The organism is Priestia sp. BR_2 (assembly GCF_041954005.1).
Lineage (GTDB): Bacteria > Bacillota > Bacilli > Paenibacillales > Paenibacillaceae > Paenibacillus_AQ > Paenibacillus_AQ lautus_A.
Genome location: NZ_JAVFHM010000204.1, coordinates 28318 through 45827, shown reverse-complemented (window position 1 = coordinate 45827; position 17510 = coordinate 28318). Strand labels below are relative to the sequence as shown.

The window sequence follows — 17510 nt, the reverse complement described above, 5'->3', positions numbered from 1 at the left end:
ATCATGAACAAGGCTGCCTGATGGCAGCCTGTTTTATATGTATCCGTGATCCTTTAAATAAGCATGCAGGAGCATCATTCCGTCACGGATCTCACCAGGCTCAAGATGGCCGTAGCCAAACAGCAGCTTGTTGGCGTGGAGACCTTTTTGAATGCTGTGATAATCCAGCGGCGTGATGCGTATTCGATCTTGCCTGATCCTCTGCCTGAAAGCCTCGTCAAAGACAGCCCCGGGAAACTCTACGGCAAGATGCAAACCGGTTGCATCTCCCCAAGAACGCCACTCATCTCCAAAGTGTTCATGTAATGAAGACAAGAGGACCTGCCTGCGTTCGCCGTAGATCTTACGCATTTTCCCGATATGCCTGTCAAATTTCCGGGTATGTAAAAATTCGGCCAAAGCAGCCTGTTCAAAAGGGGGATTTTGCACATCGGTATGGGTACGTAACCGGCCCCAGCTTTGTTGAAGCCGACGGGGAACCACCGCGTAACCGATGCGAAGCGCAGGGAATAGAACCTTGCTGAATGTGCCGACATAGACCACCCTATCGGGATCCATGGCATATAAAGGCGAGACGGAATCCCCGTAATATCTGAACTCGCTGTCATAATCGTCCTCAATGATATAGCTGTCGTTCTTTCTGGCGTAACGAATAAGGGCAGCGCGCCGATCGGCCGGCAGGATACCGCCAAGTGGAAATTGGTGGGAGGGGGTGACATACACGGGACCACTTGATTTGCCTCCCAGCAGATCTGTTTGCATGCCGCATTCGTCCACGGGAACTGGACGTATGCGATACCCTTTATTGATAAACGTCTGCAGCATCTCGATATTGCAAGGATCTTCAAACCATATCTCCTGACGGTCCCGAAAGAGCAAATCGGCAAGGATGCTGAGCGCATGCGTCGCGCCTGCCGTTATGTATATATCCTGGGCATCCACGCTGAGTCCTTTGCTGCGAAATAGCCATAAAGCGATTTCATTGCGCAGCGCCGACAGGCCCTGGGGACCCGTATAACCCAGCAGGGCGGAGCTCATGCCGCCAAGGGTTTTCGATGAAATCTGCTGCCATGCGTACCGCGGGAATAACCTCAGTTCTGGCTGGCCCGTGCGAAAATCCGCTGCAAAGTCAGGAGGACCTTCTTTCTGCGTCCGCGGTGCGGCGTCAGTCGGAGGATCCAGCACGATGCCTGAGGCTACGCGCGTCGGCGCTCCTTGCCTGCTGACCACATAGCCCTCGACGTTCAGCATGTCCAGAGCTTCGTTGACCGTGGCACGAGATACGTTCAGATCCCTGGCCAATTGACGGGAAGAGGGGACGGCTTCTCCTGACTGCAGGTTTCCTTGAACGATCCTATCCCTTATGGCCAAATAAATTTGGCGTTTGAGCGAAACTTCGCTGTTCCGATCTAATTTGATTCCCCACATGCTGGCTCGGCCTCCGACTGGTATGCTTATATTTGTGATCAACTGGCTCTTTTATCATACCAGTTAATTTCCTATGATTGTAGCATAGATTAGCGGCCATCGATTGGAGATTTTTAGGGGATGTGATCATGTTGGAACGATGGAAAGGGATGCTTTATTTAATGGGGGCTTTCACGCTGGCAGGAACCTCTGTCATCACGGCGTGGCTGTTGAACGGAAAGTTAGGTACGTTTACGATAACGGCGGCCAGCTTATTGCTGGCTCTGTTATGCTTGCTTCCTTTTTGCATGAAGGATTTGAGGAGAACGGTTGGCAGGCTGTCATGGGGCGAATGGGGGTATCTGTTTTTTCAGGCGCTCTTGGGTATGTTTCTGTTCCGGATGCTTCTACTGCATGGCCTTCTTCATACTAGCACGGCAGAAGCCGGAATACTCACGGGGACTACGCCCGCTTTTACCGTGATGTTGGCATTCATGCTCCTGAAGGAATCGGTTAGCGGCAGCAAGCTGGCAGGCATTCTCAGCACGGTAGGAGGCATCCTCGTATTACAAGGAATGCTCACGCCCGGCCTTTCTTTCAAGGTGCAGCACATATATGGGAACTTGCTGGTGCTCTGCGCGGCTCTAAGCGAATCCGGCTTTAACCTGCTATCCCGTATCGGTTCGGTGAAGCAAACGGCTTCCCCAAACCATGCCATGCATCCTGTAGTCCAAACGACGCTCGTCTCGGCGATCGCCTTCCTATTATGCTTGATTCCCGCAGGTTCCGAGGATCCTGTCAATTCTTTGGCAACCATCGGGTTACGAGAATGGCTGGCACTGATATGGTATGGTCCGATCGTGACGGCCGTGGCGTTCATCATGTGGTATGCCGGCATCAAGCGCTGCCATGTTTCAACAGCTGCCGCTTTTTCCGGCATGATGCCTTTCACGGCTCTATTGTTATCTGTCATGGTACTAAAAGAACCCGCAGGATGGGAGCAGTGGGGCGGAGGCATTCTGGTCGTTCTCGGTATGTTCCTCATTGGCCGCCAGCAGGCCATAAGCCCTCCGTCGGCCAAACAGCTTCAGTCGGAACATGGAAGCCTCGCTGGAGTGAGGGAATAGGTTAACAAAAAGAAGCAGCGTTGATCGCTGCTTCTTTGGCTTGTGGATCGGCAAGGCTCAGCGTTTCAAGAGATTCAGGTGCCAACTGTCTGATTGACTGAGAGACCGCTTGCTGGGGGTTGTATTCATCAAAGGAGAAGTTTGAAAGGATAAAATTGGGTTATAGATTATACAAGCGAAAAAACATAAATCAATGACAGGAGTGATCAGGATGGACAAGGTACTGGTTAAGCTATTTGTCCATGGCGCGATGATTACGGCCATCATCGTCGGGCTATCCAATGCCACGTTTGCATCAGCCGCGATTGCCGCGCTGGGAATAGGCGTTGCGTCTTATCTCGTGGGTGACCTATTAATTTTGCCAAGAACCAATAATATGGTTGCAACCATCGCGGACGCAGGACTTGTACTCGTCCTGCTGTGGCTTATTAGTGAATTGGCGAACTGGACGTTGGAATTCCCGGTGATTCTACTCATAGTGGTGTTAGCCGGGATCTTTGAATATTTCTTTCACATCTGGCTCCTGCGTGATCATCAGCCTGTCAAGAAGCAGCAGGCTTAGTAGTCGGGCGCCAGTCAATTGGCAATAAGAAGTTAGAAACAGCAAACACTCTGAGCTGATAAAGCTCAGAGTGTTTTGGTGTTTAACGCCATGTTTATTCGGGTCTCTTGATTTGAAGCGGCGGCGGAATAAGCCAGCCTTTTTCTTTATTCATCTGAAGGATTCGCACACCTTGGGCCGTCTTGGCGAGATGATATTTAGCGAATAACGCACCGATATCCTCACGGATCGATTGTCCCATGATTTGACTGCATGATACCAGTCCGAGCGAGGTATCCGCTGCGATTTTGGCCGCGATTTCCGGATCCGTGAATCTTGCGCCAGCCGGAATATCCTCAAGTTTGACAGGGGGTCTTTCGGGAAGCCCCGGTGCAGGCGGGATTCCGTTGTCGGTTAGCAGCTCGTCGCATTCTTTAATCTCGAGTTTCGCCTGATCCAGCAGATCATGAAGTATTTTTTTTAGGTCTTTATCTCCCGCGTGATTCAAATAAGCCTCGTAGCAGGAAACCATGCCCTTTGCCAGCATGGAGGTTTCCCAAACGCTAAAAATCTCCCCGTAATGCATGGGTTCATCCTTAGGGTTGCCGCTTAATATACCCATCCCAATCGCTCCTTTAATATTTATCCAAACAGAGTCATTATGTACAGGAGGTCATTGTTTCATTCTTTCAAAAAATCAGATTGAAGTTCTAGGAGAATTTGCAGGAAATCATTGTATCGGGTGCAGACGCATGGAAAAAGAGAGGCCTAGGCAAACTTGATACATGACAATTTAGAAGAAGCGGAGGATATGCATATGTATTTTTATAAAGAGGATCTAATCAACCTGATCGTTCCGGATAAACCAGATCCCGCAGCTGCCAAAGTCCTGCAAGAAACGTTAGGCGGCCGGTTCGGCGAAATGCGGACGATGATGCAGTTTTTCTTTCAGAGCAGCAATTTTCGAGGAAAGGCAACGCAGTACCGCGACTTGATCCGCGGTGTTTTTTTGGAAGAAATCAGCCATGTCGAATTGGTCCAACATACAATCAACCAGCTGCTTACCGGTGCTGGAGCAGAAGGAGCGGGAAACTCCGGGATGGACGCGGCCCCGCTGAACGAAGCGATCCAACATGCGAATCCGCATCATTTTATTATGGGAGCCCAAAGTTCTTTGCCTGTGGACGCCGCCGGAAACCCGTGGATGGGAAATTACGTGTACGATCACGGCAATCTGGTTGGTAATTTGCTCGATAATATTGTACTTGAATCTACGGGAGTGCTTCAAAAAACACGAATTTATGAGATGAGCACGAACAAGGCCTTCCGCGAAACGCTGGCTTTCCTCATCGTACGGGATAATGCACATCAAAATGCTTTTGCAAAAGCGTTGGAGACGCTTGGCGTGGAATGGGGCAAAATATTTCCCGTTCCGAATTATGACATCCATAAATACCCGGAATGTCAGAAATACGTTGATATGGGTTTCCATAACGCTCAGTTCAATTTCAGGCTGGATGACACACGCATCGGCGAAATTTTCAGCGGTCAAACACCTAGCAGAAACGGCGGAGAATTACAAGTGGTTCAACCGCCGGAGGGTTTCCCGTTACCTGTATTGCCGGAGCTGGCCAACGAGCACGCACCTGGTTTATACGATTTAAATCATTAAGTCTGCATCCGTTCGGATATGCAGGTTATTGAATAAAAAGAGGCAGTCATCGGGCTGCTTCTTTTTGCGTGCTTCTGTTGCGTCAGAAATCATGAGATCTAATTGTCATTTGTTATTATGACGTGCCACTGTTTATATAAAAATTAATTATAATCATACGGCCTATATATAAGAGTTTGTTTAGGATGATACCCTTGAGTGCAAGGAGGGATTTGGATTGAGTTTATTTCCTGTCACTTACTCGCTTCTGTCCAAACAAGCGGTAGGGTTACATATCCAACACAATTATGAGATCGGTTCCGTTGTGAAAATTCAGTATTTCTTGCGGGGGATGAACGATACGTACGCAATAGAAACAGATGTTGATAAGTATATCTTCCGTATCTATAGGGCTGATCGAAGAAGCCGGCCTGACATCGAGTTTGAATTGGAATTGCTGCGGTTTCTCAGTGCGAACGGGATCAGCGTGTCAGAGCCCATTCCGGGAAAAGACGGCGCGTACCTTAGCGGATTTAACGTCATGGAGGGAACCCGGTACGGGGTTCTATTTCAATATGCGGAAGGACACGAGATGCCGATTCACGCCGCAGCGGACAGTTACCGGTTCGGTGAATCCATTGGCCATTTGCATAAGGCGGCGGATCAATTTGAAAGTCGGTTTGCAAGGGAACGGCTGGATATGGTGTTTCTTATAGATCAGCCTTTCTCCATCATCAGATCCTATATGAAGCATCGGTTAACCGATTGTAACTACCTTAGTGAAATGGCAACGGAACTAAAGAAACGAATTTCGGACCTCAAGGTTCAAGGTTTAGATTGGGGCGTGTGCCACGGAGATTTGCACGGCAATACGAATGCTGCATGGACAGAGGACGGAAAGCTGACCCATTATGATTTTGATTTATGCGGTTACGGCTGGAGAGCTTACGATATTGCGGAGTTTAGGCTCGCCAGAGAAATACATAGCAGACATGACCCGGAGGAAGCGGAAAGATTATGGGACGCTTTTCTGAGAGGGTATTGTAGCGTCAGATCTCTCAGCGAAAATGATCTTGCTGCCGTCCCTGTATTTGTTGCCGTTCGGCAGCTTTGGCTCTTTGGTCTATGTTTTCGCGATTCGGAATTTGTGGGCATTGCCGACTTTGATGAAGGTTTTATAGATAGCAGAATGCAGTATTTCAAGCGTTTGGAATATGTCTAGGATGGAGGAAATTATATGAAAGTTACCGTGGAGTTAACCGACGCTTCCGCCAAATTTATGATTAACAATCTATATCCGCTATATTTGCATGATTTATCGGAGATATGGGAGTGGAAGCCGAATCGATACGGCGTCTTTGAGGATGACGATACTAGAACCTTATATGACCAGAATCGAGTTTTTGATATATGGTGGGAGAAGCCCTCGGTTTTGTTTCCCTATCTGATTCGAGTGGAAGGTACTCCGGCAGGGTTCGCCCTCGTCGCAACCCCGCCATACACTTTTGGCAGTGAATTTTACATGAATGAGTTTTTTGTTATGAAACCCTTCCGGGGTAAACATGTTGCTGAGAATGCTGCATCGCAAGTGTTCAGGAAGCATGCCGGCAGCTGGGAAGTCCAGACGAATGCCACCGATCGCAATAAGCGGGCTCAGGCATTCTGGAGAAAGACGATGCACAATTATGTTTCGCCCTCTCCCATGCAGGAATTTGTTGCAACGAGGGACGACAAAGAGATGCTGATCTTTCAGTTTGTATCATCGCGGGTGTAAAGTCCGACACACATATATGTCTTCTAAACAAAAGAAGTGATCGACATGGCGGAAAAACAATTCATACTTGAGGTATGAGTTGTTTTTTTATTTATGTTTTCGGGTGTCCCTTTTTTGGAAGATGAGGGGTTATACAGACGTAAATAAGATTTACACGGAGGTGCGTCTTCGAATTGGATTCGATCGAGGAGTACGTGAGACGTGTTAAGGCCGGAGAGGTGGATTGTTTCGAGCCTATCGTCGAAACGTACAAAAAACAGATTTACCTATATTGCTGCCGAATGCTCGGCTGCAAGCAGGATGCGCAGGATGCCGTCCAGGATATCTTCATCAAAGCGTTTACCAAGCTTTATACCTATGAAGCCAAAGTTTCATTCTCATCATGGTTATACAAGATTGGATATCATCATTGTCTCAATATTCTTCGTAAGCGACGGGTTCGCATGCGAGTAAGCCGACTGATCAAACCGGCGGGTTATGCTGATAGCGTGGAAGAGACGCTGGAGCGCAAGTGGTTTAGCGAACCGTTGGAATATGCCATGACCAAGCTCTCGGCAGAGGAGCGAAATCTGCTTGTGTTGCGGGTCTTTGAAGATAAACCATTTACGGAGATTGCGCAGATTCTGGATAAGAATCTAAGCGCGGTGAAGAAAAAATATGCTCGAATGAAACAGAAAGTCATCCAACTGATCCAGGAGAAGGAGGGGACGGGGTTATGCGAGATTCGGGACAGCCGGAGCAAGATCGAATTCTGAGAAGCATGGAAATGCACTCCGTGGATGAAGAAGTAGACGTGACTCCCGCTATCATGCAAAAAGTGCGACGAATTCACCGGAAGAAACACGGAAGAAATGACGGCAATCGGAAGAAAACCTTAATGATTGCAATGCTTACTGCGATTTTGATTCTTTCGTCGCTTAGTGTTTACGCCAGTCATTATTTGATACAGATCAAGAACAAGGAAGGCGAAGTCATTCTGTCTACCATAAAGCCATGGAAATATTCCGAATCGGAATATAACGCCAAACGTGTGAAAGAGACGGAAGAAGAGCTGAGAAAGAGGTTAAAGCCGGGAGAACAGGCGGTATTTTATATCAAGGACCTGCACATGACGCCACTCGTCAAAGAACAACCTCTGAATTATTTTTATATGTTGACTAAGCATTCAAATTATCAGGAACTCGCAGAAGAAATCGAGGAAAAAGGCGCTCCCGTGCTTCAAGAGCCTGATTATGTACCGAAAGGGTATCGTTATGATTATGGACAGATTCAGATTAGGAACAATCCCGTATGGGGCACACCGGAGTATGAAACTCTTCTGAACGAACTCAAAGAGCAGGCAGAGAAGTCGGATGAAGAACAGGGACTGTTCTATAAGATTGTTCCTTGGTTCAAGATTGCATCTACAGGAATGGAATATCGTAAAGGCGAAAATCGGATCAAGATGGTAGCTTTTGCCCGAGAGAAGGGCTCCAAGGCCGGGGTGCCCACAAACCAAGCCGTAAAAATAAAGGTGAAAGGGAAAGAAATGATTCTGTCAGCCAGTCCATCCAGCCCTTCGCGCAGCTTGACTTGGCTAAGCGACAATGAAGAGGTGCTGTATATAATTACGGATGACCCAAAGGATCCGTTGTCCAAGGATGAGTTTGCGAAGATTGCGGCAGGGCTTATTCCGTAAAGGCATCCGATTTTTTACAGGATGTCCCTTTTGATGACGGCAAGGTGTTATATGAGATGTTAATAAAACTCAAAAGGCTTTGCCGCCGAAAGGAGCACGAATGGTAACATGATAAAAAACAAGATGAAAGTCGCATTATTTCTCGCAGCCACGATGATGGTCGGATCCGTCAACGCATACGCAGCCAGTACCGAAAGCGTATCGATATCGAAGACGATATCTGCCAAACCGGAGAAGGGAATCGTTTCATATGACGATCAAATCACGGACTTGGTCGACAGGCTTAAGCCAGGTCAGATGATTGCCTACTATGCTGCCGATCAGGAATTTAACCGGACAGATCAAATCTACTTCGCATCCAAAGGCTTTGCTTTCACTAAGTATACGGATTATTTGGCGAAGTCGAAGGCAATGAGTGCACCGTCCCTGACCAAGCCTGCAGCCTTGCCGAAAGGGTACACTTTCAAGAACGCGGTTGTATACTTAAAGAGTCCTGAAAGAACGTCGAGCTTGTACAAGAAGCTGGACAAGGAATTGAAGGGGAAGGCTGGAAACGGCGAGAAGTTCGTGTATTCCGAGATCATGAAGGTAAATGAAGCATCCGCCGCGATTCTGAACTATGAAAAAGGCAAAGTAAAGCTTCAAGTCGTAGCGAGTGATCTCGTTCCCGAACAGCCGATAGGCGGAACGCCCGTACCGCAGGAGAAACCGAACGAATCCAAGGAAACCATCGTCATTAACGGTGTCGAATGTGTCTACACCGCCGACTCGAAGGGAAGGGATCACCTGGATTGGGTGGATGAGGAGCAACAGATTCGTTACAGCATTTGGGCGGAAGACGTCAAGTCTGATATTCTTCGCTATGCCCAAAATATGCTTGCTCAAAAATAGAAGCTCTGCATTAGATCCGGTCGATGCAATAACCCATGTTTTTATTTTTTGCTCTAAAGTCTAAACTCTTTCATATAACAAGCATAGGATATTGTGTTCCGAAAATAAAGGAGGTTAGAACCATGGGTGAAGTTGCCGGTTACAATGGCGGAGGATACGGATCGGTTGGAGCGGTGCTGGTTCTCTTTATTCTCTTGGTCATCATCTTGTCTGCTTTCGGATTCGGATTTGGAGTTTAATAGGTTATGACAAAAACCCGCACCGTTTACTCGGTGCGGGTTTCTTCCGTTCATTGCGAGGCATGCCTTCCCATTGGCGAGACCACATCGGATTCTATGAGCAAGGACAACCATTTGCTATATAACTCCCACGGTTTCCCTGAGTCCAGCAATGCTTTGCAGGTATATATTCCTTCTTCGACGGAGCTGACTTTGTCCGCCAACTGTAAACGTACCGCACCATTCAGCAGCACCTGGTAGATAAATGCGAGGTCCCCTTTGCCCAGCAGAACCTCCGCCGTAGCGTCAGCTTGTTCGGAAGGAGTCCAGCCGATGTCCGGAACCGGCACATCTAGCCCGTACGCCTCGGGATCGATGATCTGCAGGCTGGCCTTGCCGTTCTCGATCCGGTATGTCCGCGTTGGCCGGTGAATGAATAATTCATCGGAGCCTTCACTGCCTTGAATAATGATCGCTTTACGGTAATCGAGTTTCATGATCAGTCGGCTTAACCGGTCAAAAACCGTATTATGGTATACACCGAAGGTTAAATAAGGGGAATGGGAATAATCGACAAACTTTTCCGCCGTGTTGAGTACGGTCCGCATCCCCAGTTCCTCGCGAATCGGGCGAAGGTGCTTAAGCGGAGGGCACCATTCTTCCGCATCTACATATAATACGCCCGTCCGTTTGGCCGCCCGGATGCATGAGTCTTTTGCCAATGCCGGTCCGGTTATTCCATTCGCCGCGAGTATATCGGACAAGGTAATCCCCCACTTTGGAGGGAGGGATGCAGTCCCGTGCAGCGTAACAGGGAGATCGGCAGCCGCGAGGACAAAAGCAGTGGCTAGCGTCGAGAAAAAAGATGACTTTCTGCCGTCATAAGGACCTGCGCAGTCGATACCCGCATGTAGAAACGAACGGTCCGCATATTCACGACTGACCTTCACGAAGGCTTCCAATTCTTCCACGCTTTCCATCTTGATGCGTTCAGCGATGAAAAAAGCGCCGATCTGCGCAGGAGTAGCCTGTGCACCTAGTATCGATGCTGCAGCCTGAAGCGCTTCCTCGTAAGTCAGGTCCCGAGCGCCGCGTTTGCCGCGGCCGACTTCTTTCAATAAGTGGATCATGATTTTTTGGCACCTCCTGAACCGGTCTCTTGCAGCAATTGATACAGCTTAACGATCGAGGTGGCGACGTCCACCATTCTTTTTCTTTCATTCATCGCCTGTTTGCGCAGGACATCGTAAGCTTCGGATTCCGAAATTTGTTTCATTTCGCATAAAATGCCTTTGGCCATATCAATCCATTTTCGTTCTTCAATGCGGGCTAGGAGCTGCGTTTTTTCGTCATGCCACTGTTGACGTTCGTAAAAATGCTTTGAACTAAAATGAAGCGTCCAATGCAGCTCGTGCTCCTTCATGGAGGGAAATAAAAGTCCATCAATTGTAACATCATCTTCACATGCTTCGAGAGATTGCGAAGCGGCATGATCGCTGCACCACCACAGAACCGGCACGCGCTTTTGTTGTTCAAGGGTACTGCACCATGGCTTGATCGAGGAGACCGGAAGATGGAGAACCGTTCCGTCAGCCTCCATGATTCCGGCCAACGCTTGCTTCTCATTGCGAGCAAGGTGGATCTTATAGCCGTATGAACGAAGGATAAATTCCGGAAGAAGCGCCTTGGCAGCTGTGTCACTTCGCTCTGAAGCAGGGACCGGATGGTGGATAACCAGCAATGAACGCATGGATTGACGCTCCCTTCATAAATGAAATCCTGTCAGAGGTTAAGCTTTAGCACAAAACAGAAACTATGTTAATTTATATAACATAAATCACAAGCGGATGTCGATAATTAATTAATTTTCTTAATTTCGTGTCAAATATGTTGACAGAACTCAAATGCGTAGTGTATATTTCCCTCAAGAACTTTATACTTCCCGGATACAACGTTGTATCCCATTAGCGGCAAAGAAGCCTGTTTTCGTTCCCGGTAAGAGTGTGCCAACTCTACTGGATCGAATGCAGGCTATTTTGGTTTTTTAAGATTTGTTGATGGATGAGTATATCGAAGGTGTTAGACGGAGGGAGAGCGAACCATGACAAAAAAGAAGTTAGTGATGATCGGGAATGGCATGGCAGGAGTACGGGCTATCGAGCATTTAATCAAGCTTGCGCCCGAAGCGTATGAGATTACGATATTCGGAGCGGAGCCTCATCCGAACTACAATCGGATCATGCTGTCATCCGTCCTCGCAGGCGGAACCGATCTGAAGGAAATCATGATTAATGACTGGGATTGGTACAAGGAGAACCGGATCCAATTGCATGCAGGACATACGGTGAACCGGATCGACACGCTGCATCGCAAAGTATTCTCCGAACAAGGAGCTGTCGCTCCATATGATGCTTTGATTATTGCGACCGGCTCCAATCCGTTTATGCTGCCTTTGCCGGGTGCCGACAAGGAAGGCGTGATCGCCTTTAGGGACATCCAGGATTGCGAAACGATGGTGAAGACGTCGCAGCAATATAAGAAAGCGGTGGTCATCGGGGGAGGCCTCTTGGGCCTGGAGGCCGCTCGAGGTCTTCTGCATCTGGGCATGGATGTATCCGTGGTTCACCTGAATCCCTATTTAATGGAACGGCAATTGGACGAGACGGCAGCCAAAATGCTGCAGCGTGAACTCGAAACACAAGGAATGACGTTTTTTCTGAATAAAAATTCGGAATCGATCTCGGGTCGGAAGCGGGTGAGGGCGCTCCATTTTACGGACGGGAGCAGCGTCGAGACCGATCTGATCGTGATGGCCGTCGGGATCAAGCCAAACGTCTCTTTGGCACAGTCCTCCGGGATCGAGGTTAATCGCGGGATCGTCGTTAACGACTATATGGAGACGAACGTCCCCGACGTCTATGCGGTGGGCGAATGCGCGGAGCATCGGGGCATCGCTTATGGTCTTGTAGCCCCGCTGTACGAACAAGGAGCGGTACTCGCCAAGCATCTGGCAGGTGTGGAGACGAGTGGATATGCCGGTTCCGTCACGTCAACGAAATTAAAGGTATCCGGCGTGGATGTATTCTCCGCAGGTCATTTTGCAGACCCGGAAGGAACCAGATCCATGCGATATCAAGACGAGGTCGAAGGGGTATACAAAAAAATCGTCGTCCGCGAAGACCGGCTCATCGGGGCTGTTATGTTCGGCGATACGGGGGATGGACCGAAGCTGTTTTCGCTCATGAAGAGCGGGGAATCCATCAGGGGCAGAGAGAAAGAGCTTCTGTTAGGCTTCGCGCCTAATGCAGGCGTTGTATCACCGGAGCAGCGGCTGGCTCAGCTGGCGGATGATGAGATCATTTGCGGCTGTAACGGCGTATCGAAAGAAGCGATCAAAGATGCCATTCTTACGAAGAACTGCAATACCGTCGCATCCGTTAAAGCTTGTACCAAAGCTTCGGGATCCTGCGGCGGCTGCAAACCTCTTGTCGAGGGACTCGTTCAATTATACGCCGGGGATGCTGCCGGGGAGCCGGTAAAAGAAGGGATATGCGGATGTACTTCGCTGGGGAGAGATGAAATTATCACCGAGATCACCCGTCTTGGACTGGGTACCGTGAAAGAAGTGATGAATGTGCTGGGATGGGACAATCCGGAGGGGTGCTCCAAGTGCCGTCCATCGCTGAACTACTATCTCGGCATGCTGTTTCCGGAATCCTACGTGGACGAGAAGGAATCCCGTTTCACGAACGAGCGGTACCATGCCAACATTCAGAAGGACGGCACGTATTCCGTGGTGCCTCGGATATACGGTGGGGTGACGTCGCCTTCGGAGCTAAAGAAAATCGCCGAGATTGCAGAAAAATTCGATGTGCCGATGGTCAAGATTACGGGCGGACAGCGGATCGATCTGCTCGGCGTCAAGAAGGAGGATCTGCCGAGGATGTGGGAGGAGCTGGATATGCCTTCCGGTTATGCCTACGGTAAAGCCCTCCGTACGGTTAAAACTTGCGTAGGGTCCACGTTTTGCCGATTCGGCACGCAGGACTCCATAGGTATGGGCGTGCGTTTGGAGAAAGAATTTGAGCGGCTGAGCACCCCGGCCAAAGTGAAACTGGCGGTTTCCGGATGTCCTCGGAACTGCGCGGAAGCCACCATTAAGGATTTTGGCGTTGTGGCAATTGATGGCGGCTGGGAACTGCACGTCGGCGGCAATGGAGGCGTTCATGTCCGGGCCACGGAATTGTTATGCGTCGTAAAGACCGAAGACGAGGTAGTCGAATGGGCCGGAGCCTTTATCCAATATTACCGCGAAAACGCACAATGGAATGAACGGACGTCGGTTTGGATCGAGCGAGTGGGCCTGGACCATGTGAAAAAAGCATTGGAGAAGAAAGAGGACCGCGCCGCTCTTGTTTCCAGAATAAAGCTGGCTTTAAGCAAGCAAAAGGATCCGTGGAAGGAGATTACGTCAGACAGCGGGCTTCGTAAAAATTTCGTGCCTTTGCCTGACGCCGAAGCTGTGACGAAATAGGGGGAGAACCAATATGGCGAAACTGCATGTAGGATACGTGAACGAAATCGATCCTAAGGGATCAAGAACCATTGAAATCGGGGGAACGGAAATTGCGCTGTTCCGCTTGTCGGACGGGAATATTCTGGCCGTCGAAAACAAGTGCCCGCATAAAGGAGGCAAGCTTTCGGAAGGTATGGTGTGCGGGAAGCAAGTGCACTGTCCACTGCATGATTGGAAAATCGATCTGTGCAGCGGACAGGCTCAAGAGCCGGACACGGGTCATGTAAACACTTATCAGATAGAAGTGGATCCGGCAAGCGGCGCGATTTACTTGCTGGATCGTACAGCTTAACGCATTGTCAGTCATATTCCGCTGTCATGTTTGAGGCTGTCATAAATGTTAAGGATTGATTTCATTAGAAGGAGTAGACCGACATGGATTACGTGAAACCGGATCAGGTGATGCATGACATGATCGAGGCTGGGGCCGCGAAGGCGCGGTTGAAGACTTCGCAGATGCTTATTCGCGGCATACTGTCCGGCGCTATCCTGGCATGCGCCACCACGCTAGCATTTACGGCTTCGACCCAAACGAATATCCCGATGGCGGGCGCGCTCCTATTTCCGGTTGGCTTCGTCATCATTGTAGTGCTGGGCTTAGAGCTGGTCACCGGAAGCTTTGCGCTCTTACCGTTAGCCGTTCTGCAGAAGAAGGCGTGGCTCTGGAATCAAATCCCCGTGCTTATAGGTAGCTTTATCGGCGGATCGGTATTTACCGGGGCGATGCTGTACTTTGCCCAATATGGATTCGGCAAGAGACGCGGGGTTGCGCGGATGGCGACCGGCTATTCAGGCCGCGGAATAATGGAGGCGACGGCAGTTTCCGTCGAGATCAGACGATGAGGCCGGGCATGGTGTATATCGTCGGCGCAGGTCCGGGAGACCCGGAGCTGATTACGCTGAAAGCCCTCCGGCGTATCCAGGAAGCGGACGTCATCATGTACGATCGGTTGGTGAACGATGAGCTGTTGAGTTACGCGAAGAAGGATGCTTTGCTTGTATACTGCGGCAAGGCACCCGGACGCCATTCTCTTCCGCAGGAAAAGATCAACGAGAACATGGTGGCCTTTGCCCTTGATGGTCATCATGTCGTCAGACTCAAGGGAGGCGACCCGCTGATCTTCGGTCGAGGGGGAGAGGAAGCTTGCGAATTGGCTGCACGCGGCATTCCCTTCGAATTCGTGCCAGGCGTTACCTCGGCTGTGGGTGCTTCCTCGTCCGCAGGAATTCCTCTGACTCACCGGGGAGCCAGTACCTCGGTTGCTTTTGTCAGCGGAACGAGCTGCCATGGTAATGAGCAGAGCGTGAGGTGGGACTTGCTGGCGCACAGCGTGGATACGCTCGTGGTGTACATGGGTGTCAGCAGAATGGACGGCATCTGTAAAGAGATGATCGCTCATGGCAAGCAGCCGTGGACTCCCGCTGCCATCGTCGAGCAGGGAACCTGGGCAGAAGAGAGAATCTTCACGGGTACGCTCGGAACCATCTACAGGATTTCTCATCGGATGAACGTGAAAAATCCGGCCCTGCTGATCATTGGAGAAGTGGTGCGGGTCCGAGAGCAGCTCCTGAAACTGGCGGCGGAGGCGCAGGAGAAGACCGGTTAACCCTTGTGCAGACATGAGGAGATGCGCAGCCTACAATTACGCTAGAACGATACGAAGATACTTTTAACCATGGAGTGAACCCTTCTTGATTTGGGGTTCACTTTATTTTGCTGTGGAACATGTTAGCGGGGATGGGTAGGCATACAATAATACGGACCCGGCATTCGAGAATAGCCGATTTTATGCCGTCGCGAGAGGAAAACGCTTACACCGCAAAGAATATCATGTTAACGCCATCTGTAACGATCAAGCTGGAGTGAAGTTGACATTACTTGTTTTAGAAAAGGGAAAGAACGGGGGAGACGCATGAAATATGACGTCATCGTGGTAGGAGCCGGCTTATCGGGTCTCGTGGCTACCGCCGAAATGGCCGAGGCCGGCAAGCGGGTGCTGCTGCTTGACCAGGAACCGGAAAGCTCTATTGGCGGGCAGGCATGGTGGTCTTTTGGCGGTTTATTCCTTGTCGATTCGCCCGAGCAGAGAAGACTGGGGATCCGGGATTCCCGTGAACTGGCATGGCAGGATTGGATGGGAGCCGCTGGTTTCGATCGGGAGGAGGACGAGGATCTGTGGGGGCGGAAATGGGCCGAGGCTTATGTCGACTTTGCCGCCGGCGAAAAGCGGGCATGGCTGCATTCGTTAGGAATTCGGTTCTTCCCAGTCGTTGGCTGGGCGGAACGCGGCGGATATCTCGCCGAGGGCCACGGCAATTCCGTTCCGCGTTTTCATATTGTGTGGGGAACAGGGCCAGGTGTCGTACAGCCATTTGAGTCCAGGGTCAGAGACGCCATCCGTTCCGGCGTAGTTGATTATCGTCCGCGTCACCAAGTCGATGAGCTGATTACGCGCGAGAATGCCGTCATCGGAGTAAGGGGCTCGGTACTTGCACCGAGTTCGGCCGGCCGGGGCGAAGAAAGCTCCCGCGAGGTCGTTGGCGACTATGAATATTATGCGGAGGCTGTGGTTGTCTCCAGCGGAGGCATCGGCGCCAACCATGAGCTGATCAGGCAGCATTGGCCGTCCCGGTTAGGCAAGCCTCCACGAGCGATGCTCTCCGGCGTTCCCGCGCATGTGGACGGACGGATGCTGGGAATAACGGAGCAAGCCGGCGGGCGGGTCGTCAATCGAGACCGGATGTGGCACTACACGGAAGGGATTAAGAACTGGGACCCGGTATGGTCCAAGCACGGCATCCGGATACTGCCGGGTCCATCGTCAGTATGGCTTGATGCCAAGGGGCAACGGCTTCCTGCTCCGAATTTCCCGGGCTTCGATACGCTGGGAACCCTGAAAGCCATTCAGGATACGGGCTTTGACTATTCCTGGTTTCTTCTGACCAGAAAGGTCATTGAGAAGGAATTTGCCCTGTCCGGCTCGGAACAAAACCCGGATTTGACCGGAAAGAGCATCCGTAAAGTGCTGGGAAGAGTTGGCTCGGGCATTCCTGGCCCTGTGCAGGCATTTCTGGATCACGGCGAGGATTTTGTTGTCGCCGATTCACTGCCCGAGCTTGTGGACGGCATGAATAAGCTTGCAGGCAGCGATCTGGTCAAGCTGGACGATTTGAAGCGTCAGCTTGCCGCAAGAGACCGCGAGATGGACCAGGCTTTTACCAAGGATCTGCAGATCACGGCGCTCCGGGGAGCAAGGAATTATATAGGCGATCGTTTGGTGCGCGTAGCCAAGCCGCATAAATTTCTTGATCCGGCCCATGGTCCATTGATTGCGGTACGCCTGCATATTCTTAGCCGAAAAACACTGGGCGGGCTTCAAACGGATCTCTCGGGGAGGGTGCTGAGTGCATTCGGCGAACCGGTTCCCGGGCTCTACGCGGTCGGAGAAGCGGCCGGCTTTGGTGGTGGGGGCGTTCATGGTTACCGTGCATTGGAGGGAACGTTTTTGGGCGGCTGCCTGTTTACGGGAAGGCAGGCGGGGCGGAGCATTGCACAACTGTAAGGTTCAGGAGGTCGTCCATCCTTGGAAAATTGTGCAAAAGGACCCTTATCGTTGTCATCTTCTCCCCAGCCATAATAATGAAAC

The 17510-nt window shown here is 50.4% G+C and carries 18 protein-coding genes; 14 read left to right on the top strand and 4 right to left on the bottom strand.

Features of this window, described 5'->3' with window-relative positions:
* Positions 1-33: 33 nt before the first annotated feature.
* The gene (pdxR, locus tag RB298_RS15355) at positions 34-1428 is read right to left on the bottom strand and encodes a MocR-like pyridoxine biosynthesis transcription factor PdxR (RefSeq protein ID WP_486047507.1); all 1395 of its coding nucleotides are present in this window, start codon (positions 1426-1428) and stop codon (positions 34-36) included.
* Positions 1429-1556: 128 nt separating this feature from the next.
* On the opposite strand from pdxR, the gene RB298_RS15350 reads away from it, so the two are divergent.
* On the top strand, positions 1557-2534 hold the full coding sequence (locus tag RB298_RS15350) for a DMT family transporter (RefSeq protein ID WP_486047506.1): 978 nt from the start codon (positions 1557-1559) through the stop codon (positions 2532-2534).
* 211 nt (positions 2535-2745) lie between these two features.
* On the top strand, positions 2746-3096 hold the full coding sequence (locus tag RB298_RS15345; RefSeq protein WP_486047505.1) for a DUF2512 family protein: 351 nt from the start codon (positions 2746-2748) through the stop codon (positions 3094-3096).
* A gap of 94 nt (positions 3097-3190) precedes the next feature.
* Here RB298_RS15345 and RB298_RS15340 read toward each other — a convergent pair whose 3' ends face one another.
* Positions 3191-3697, bottom strand: coding sequence for a DUF3231 family protein (locus RB298_RS15340; protein WP_375119586.1), 507 nt, complete (start codon positions 3695-3697; stop codon positions 3191-3193).
* Positions 3698-3892: 195 nt separating this feature from the next.
* Here RB298_RS15340 and RB298_RS15335 point away from each other — a divergent pair, with 195 nt between their 5' ends.
* The 7 genes from RB298_RS15335 (at position 3893) to RB298_RS15305 (ending at position 9308) form a co-directional block, all read left to right on the top strand.
* Positions 3893-4747, top strand: coding sequence for a manganese catalase family protein (locus RB298_RS15335; protein ID WP_096775487.1), 855 nt, complete (start codon positions 3893-3895; stop codon positions 4745-4747).
* Positions 4748-4964: 217 nt separating this feature from the next.
* Complete coding sequence (locus RB298_RS15330; RefSeq protein WP_096775488.1) at positions 4965-5948, top strand: phosphotransferase; 984 nt, start codon at positions 4965-4967, stop codon at positions 5946-5948.
* A gap of 15 nt (positions 5949-5963) precedes the next feature.
* Complete coding sequence (locus tag RB298_RS15325; protein ID WP_486047504.1) at positions 5964-6500, top strand: GNAT family N-acetyltransferase; 537 nt, start codon at positions 5964-5966, stop codon at positions 6498-6500.
* Between the two features lie 194 nt (positions 6501-6694).
* On the top strand, positions 6695-7255 hold the full coding sequence (locus RB298_RS15320; RefSeq protein WP_486047503.1) for an RNA polymerase sigma factor: 561 nt from the start codon (positions 6695-6697) through the stop codon (positions 7253-7255).
* Entirely contained in the window at positions 7216-8178 is a 963-nt protein-coding gene (locus RB298_RS15315; RefSeq protein ID WP_255250594.1) for a hypothetical protein, read from the top strand. The genes RB298_RS15320 and RB298_RS15315 overlap by 40 nt, the downstream gene beginning before the upstream one ends.
* A gap of 108 nt (positions 8179-8286) precedes the next feature.
* Positions 8287-9069 (top strand): hypothetical protein, encoded by a 783-nt coding sequence (locus RB298_RS15310; protein ID WP_486047502.1) that lies wholly within the window; start codon positions 8287-8289, stop codon positions 9067-9069.
* A 122-nt stretch (positions 9070-9191) separates the two neighbouring features.
* The gene (locus RB298_RS15305; protein WP_009593567.1) at positions 9192-9308 is read left to right on the top strand and encodes a hypothetical protein; all 117 of its coding nucleotides are present in this window, start codon (positions 9192-9194) and stop codon (positions 9306-9308) included.
* A 50-nt stretch (positions 9309-9358) separates the two neighbouring features.
* Here the strand turns inward: RB298_RS15305 and RB298_RS15300 are convergent, their stop codons facing one another.
* Positions 9359-10417 (bottom strand): anthranilate phosphoribosyltransferase, encoded by a 1059-nt coding sequence (locus tag RB298_RS15300; protein ID WP_096775492.1) that lies wholly within the window; start codon positions 10415-10417, stop codon positions 9359-9361.
* Positions 10414-11037 (bottom strand): ANTAR domain-containing response regulator, encoded by a 624-nt coding sequence (locus RB298_RS15295; protein WP_015734881.1) that lies wholly within the window; start codon positions 11035-11037, stop codon positions 10414-10416. The genes RB298_RS15300 and RB298_RS15295 overlap by 4 nt, the downstream gene beginning before the upstream one ends.
* 351 nt (positions 11038-11388) lie before the next feature.
* Here RB298_RS15295 and nirB point away from each other — a divergent pair, with 351 nt between their 5' ends.
* The 5 genes from nirB to RB298_RS15270 all read left to right on the top strand — a co-directional run bounded on the left by nirB (position 11389) and on the right by RB298_RS15270 (position 17426).
* Positions 11389-13821, top strand: coding sequence for a nitrite reductase large subunit NirB (gene nirB, locus RB298_RS15290; protein ID WP_486047501.1), 2433 nt, complete (start codon positions 11389-11391; stop codon positions 13819-13821).
* 13 nt (positions 13822-13834) lie between these two features.
* Positions 13835-14155: a nitrite reductase small subunit NirD gene (gene nirD, locus RB298_RS15285; RefSeq protein ID WP_096775494.1), complete on the top strand. Its 321-nt coding sequence runs from the start codon at positions 13835-13837 to the stop codon at positions 14153-14155.
* Between the two features lie 83 nt (positions 14156-14238).
* A complete protein-coding gene (locus tag RB298_RS15280) occupies positions 14239-14706 on the top strand; it encodes a formate/nitrite transporter family protein (protein ID WP_486047500.1) in 468 nt (155 codons plus the stop codon).
* 8 nt (positions 14707-14714) lie between these two features.
* The gene (cobA, locus tag RB298_RS15275) at positions 14715-15470 is read left to right on the top strand and encodes a uroporphyrinogen-III C-methyltransferase (RefSeq protein WP_277748718.1); all 756 of its coding nucleotides are present in this window, start codon (positions 14715-14717) and stop codon (positions 15468-15470) included.
* A 306-nt stretch (positions 15471-15776) separates the two neighbouring features.
* Entirely contained in the window at positions 15777-17426 is a 1650-nt protein-coding gene (locus tag RB298_RS15270; protein ID WP_486047499.1) for an FAD-binding dehydrogenase, read from the top strand.
* The last annotated feature ends 84 nt before the right edge of the window (positions 17427-17510 follow it).

Excerpts from the sequence above, each read along its gene's own strand:
- pdxR (WP_486047507.1), bottom strand. The coding sequence starts at position 1,428 with ATGTGGGGAATCAAATTAGATCGGAACAGCGAAGTTTCGCTCAAACGC.
- RB298_RS15350 (WP_486047506.1), top strand. The coding sequence starts at position 1,557 with ATGTTGGAACGATGGAAAGGGATGCTTTATTTAATGGGGGCTTTCACG.
- RB298_RS15345 (WP_486047505.1), top strand. The coding sequence starts at position 2,746 with ATGGACAAGGTACTGGTTAAGCTATTTGTCCATGGCGCGATGATTACG.
- RB298_RS15340 (WP_375119586.1), bottom strand. The coding sequence starts at position 3,697 with ATGGGTATATTAAGCGGCAACCCTAAGGATGAACCCATGCATTACGGG.
- RB298_RS15335 (WP_096775487.1), top strand. The coding sequence starts at position 3,893 with ATGTATTTTTATAAAGAGGATCTAATCAACCTGATCGTTCCGGATAAA.
- RB298_RS15325 (WP_486047504.1), top strand. The coding sequence starts at position 5,964 with ATGAAAGTTACCGTGGAGTTAACCGACGCTTCCGCCAAATTTATGATT.
- RB298_RS15315 (WP_255250594.1), top strand. The coding sequence starts at position 7,216 with ATGCGAGATTCGGGACAGCCGGAGCAAGATCGAATTCTGAGAAGCATG.
- RB298_RS15310 (WP_486047502.1), top strand. The coding sequence starts at position 8,287 with ATGATAAAAAACAAGATGAAAGTCGCATTATTTCTCGCAGCCACGATG.
- RB298_RS15305 (WP_009593567.1), top strand. The coding sequence starts at position 9,192 with ATGGGTGAAGTTGCCGGTTACAATGGCGGAGGATACGGATCGGTTGGA.
- RB298_RS15300 (WP_096775492.1), bottom strand. The coding sequence starts at position 10,417 with ATGATCCACTTATTGAAAGAAGTCGGCCGCGGCAAACGCGGCGCTCGG.
- RB298_RS15295 (WP_015734881.1), bottom strand. The coding sequence starts at position 11,037 with ATGCGTTCATTGCTGGTTATCCACCATCCGGTCCCTGCTTCAGAGCGA.
- nirB (WP_486047501.1), top strand. The coding sequence starts at position 11,389 with ATGACAAAAAAGAAGTTAGTGATGATCGGGAATGGCATGGCAGGAGTA.
- nirD (WP_096775494.1), top strand. The coding sequence starts at position 13,835 with ATGGCGAAACTGCATGTAGGATACGTGAACGAAATCGATCCTAAGGGA.
- RB298_RS15280 (WP_486047500.1), top strand. The coding sequence starts at position 14,239 with ATGGATTACGTGAAACCGGATCAGGTGATGCATGACATGATCGAGGCT.
- cobA (WP_277748718.1), top strand. The coding sequence starts at position 14,715 with ATGGTGTATATCGTCGGCGCAGGTCCGGGAGACCCGGAGCTGATTACG.
- RB298_RS15270 (WP_486047499.1), top strand. The coding sequence starts at position 15,777 with ATGAAATATGACGTCATCGTGGTAGGAGCCGGCTTATCGGGTCTCGTG.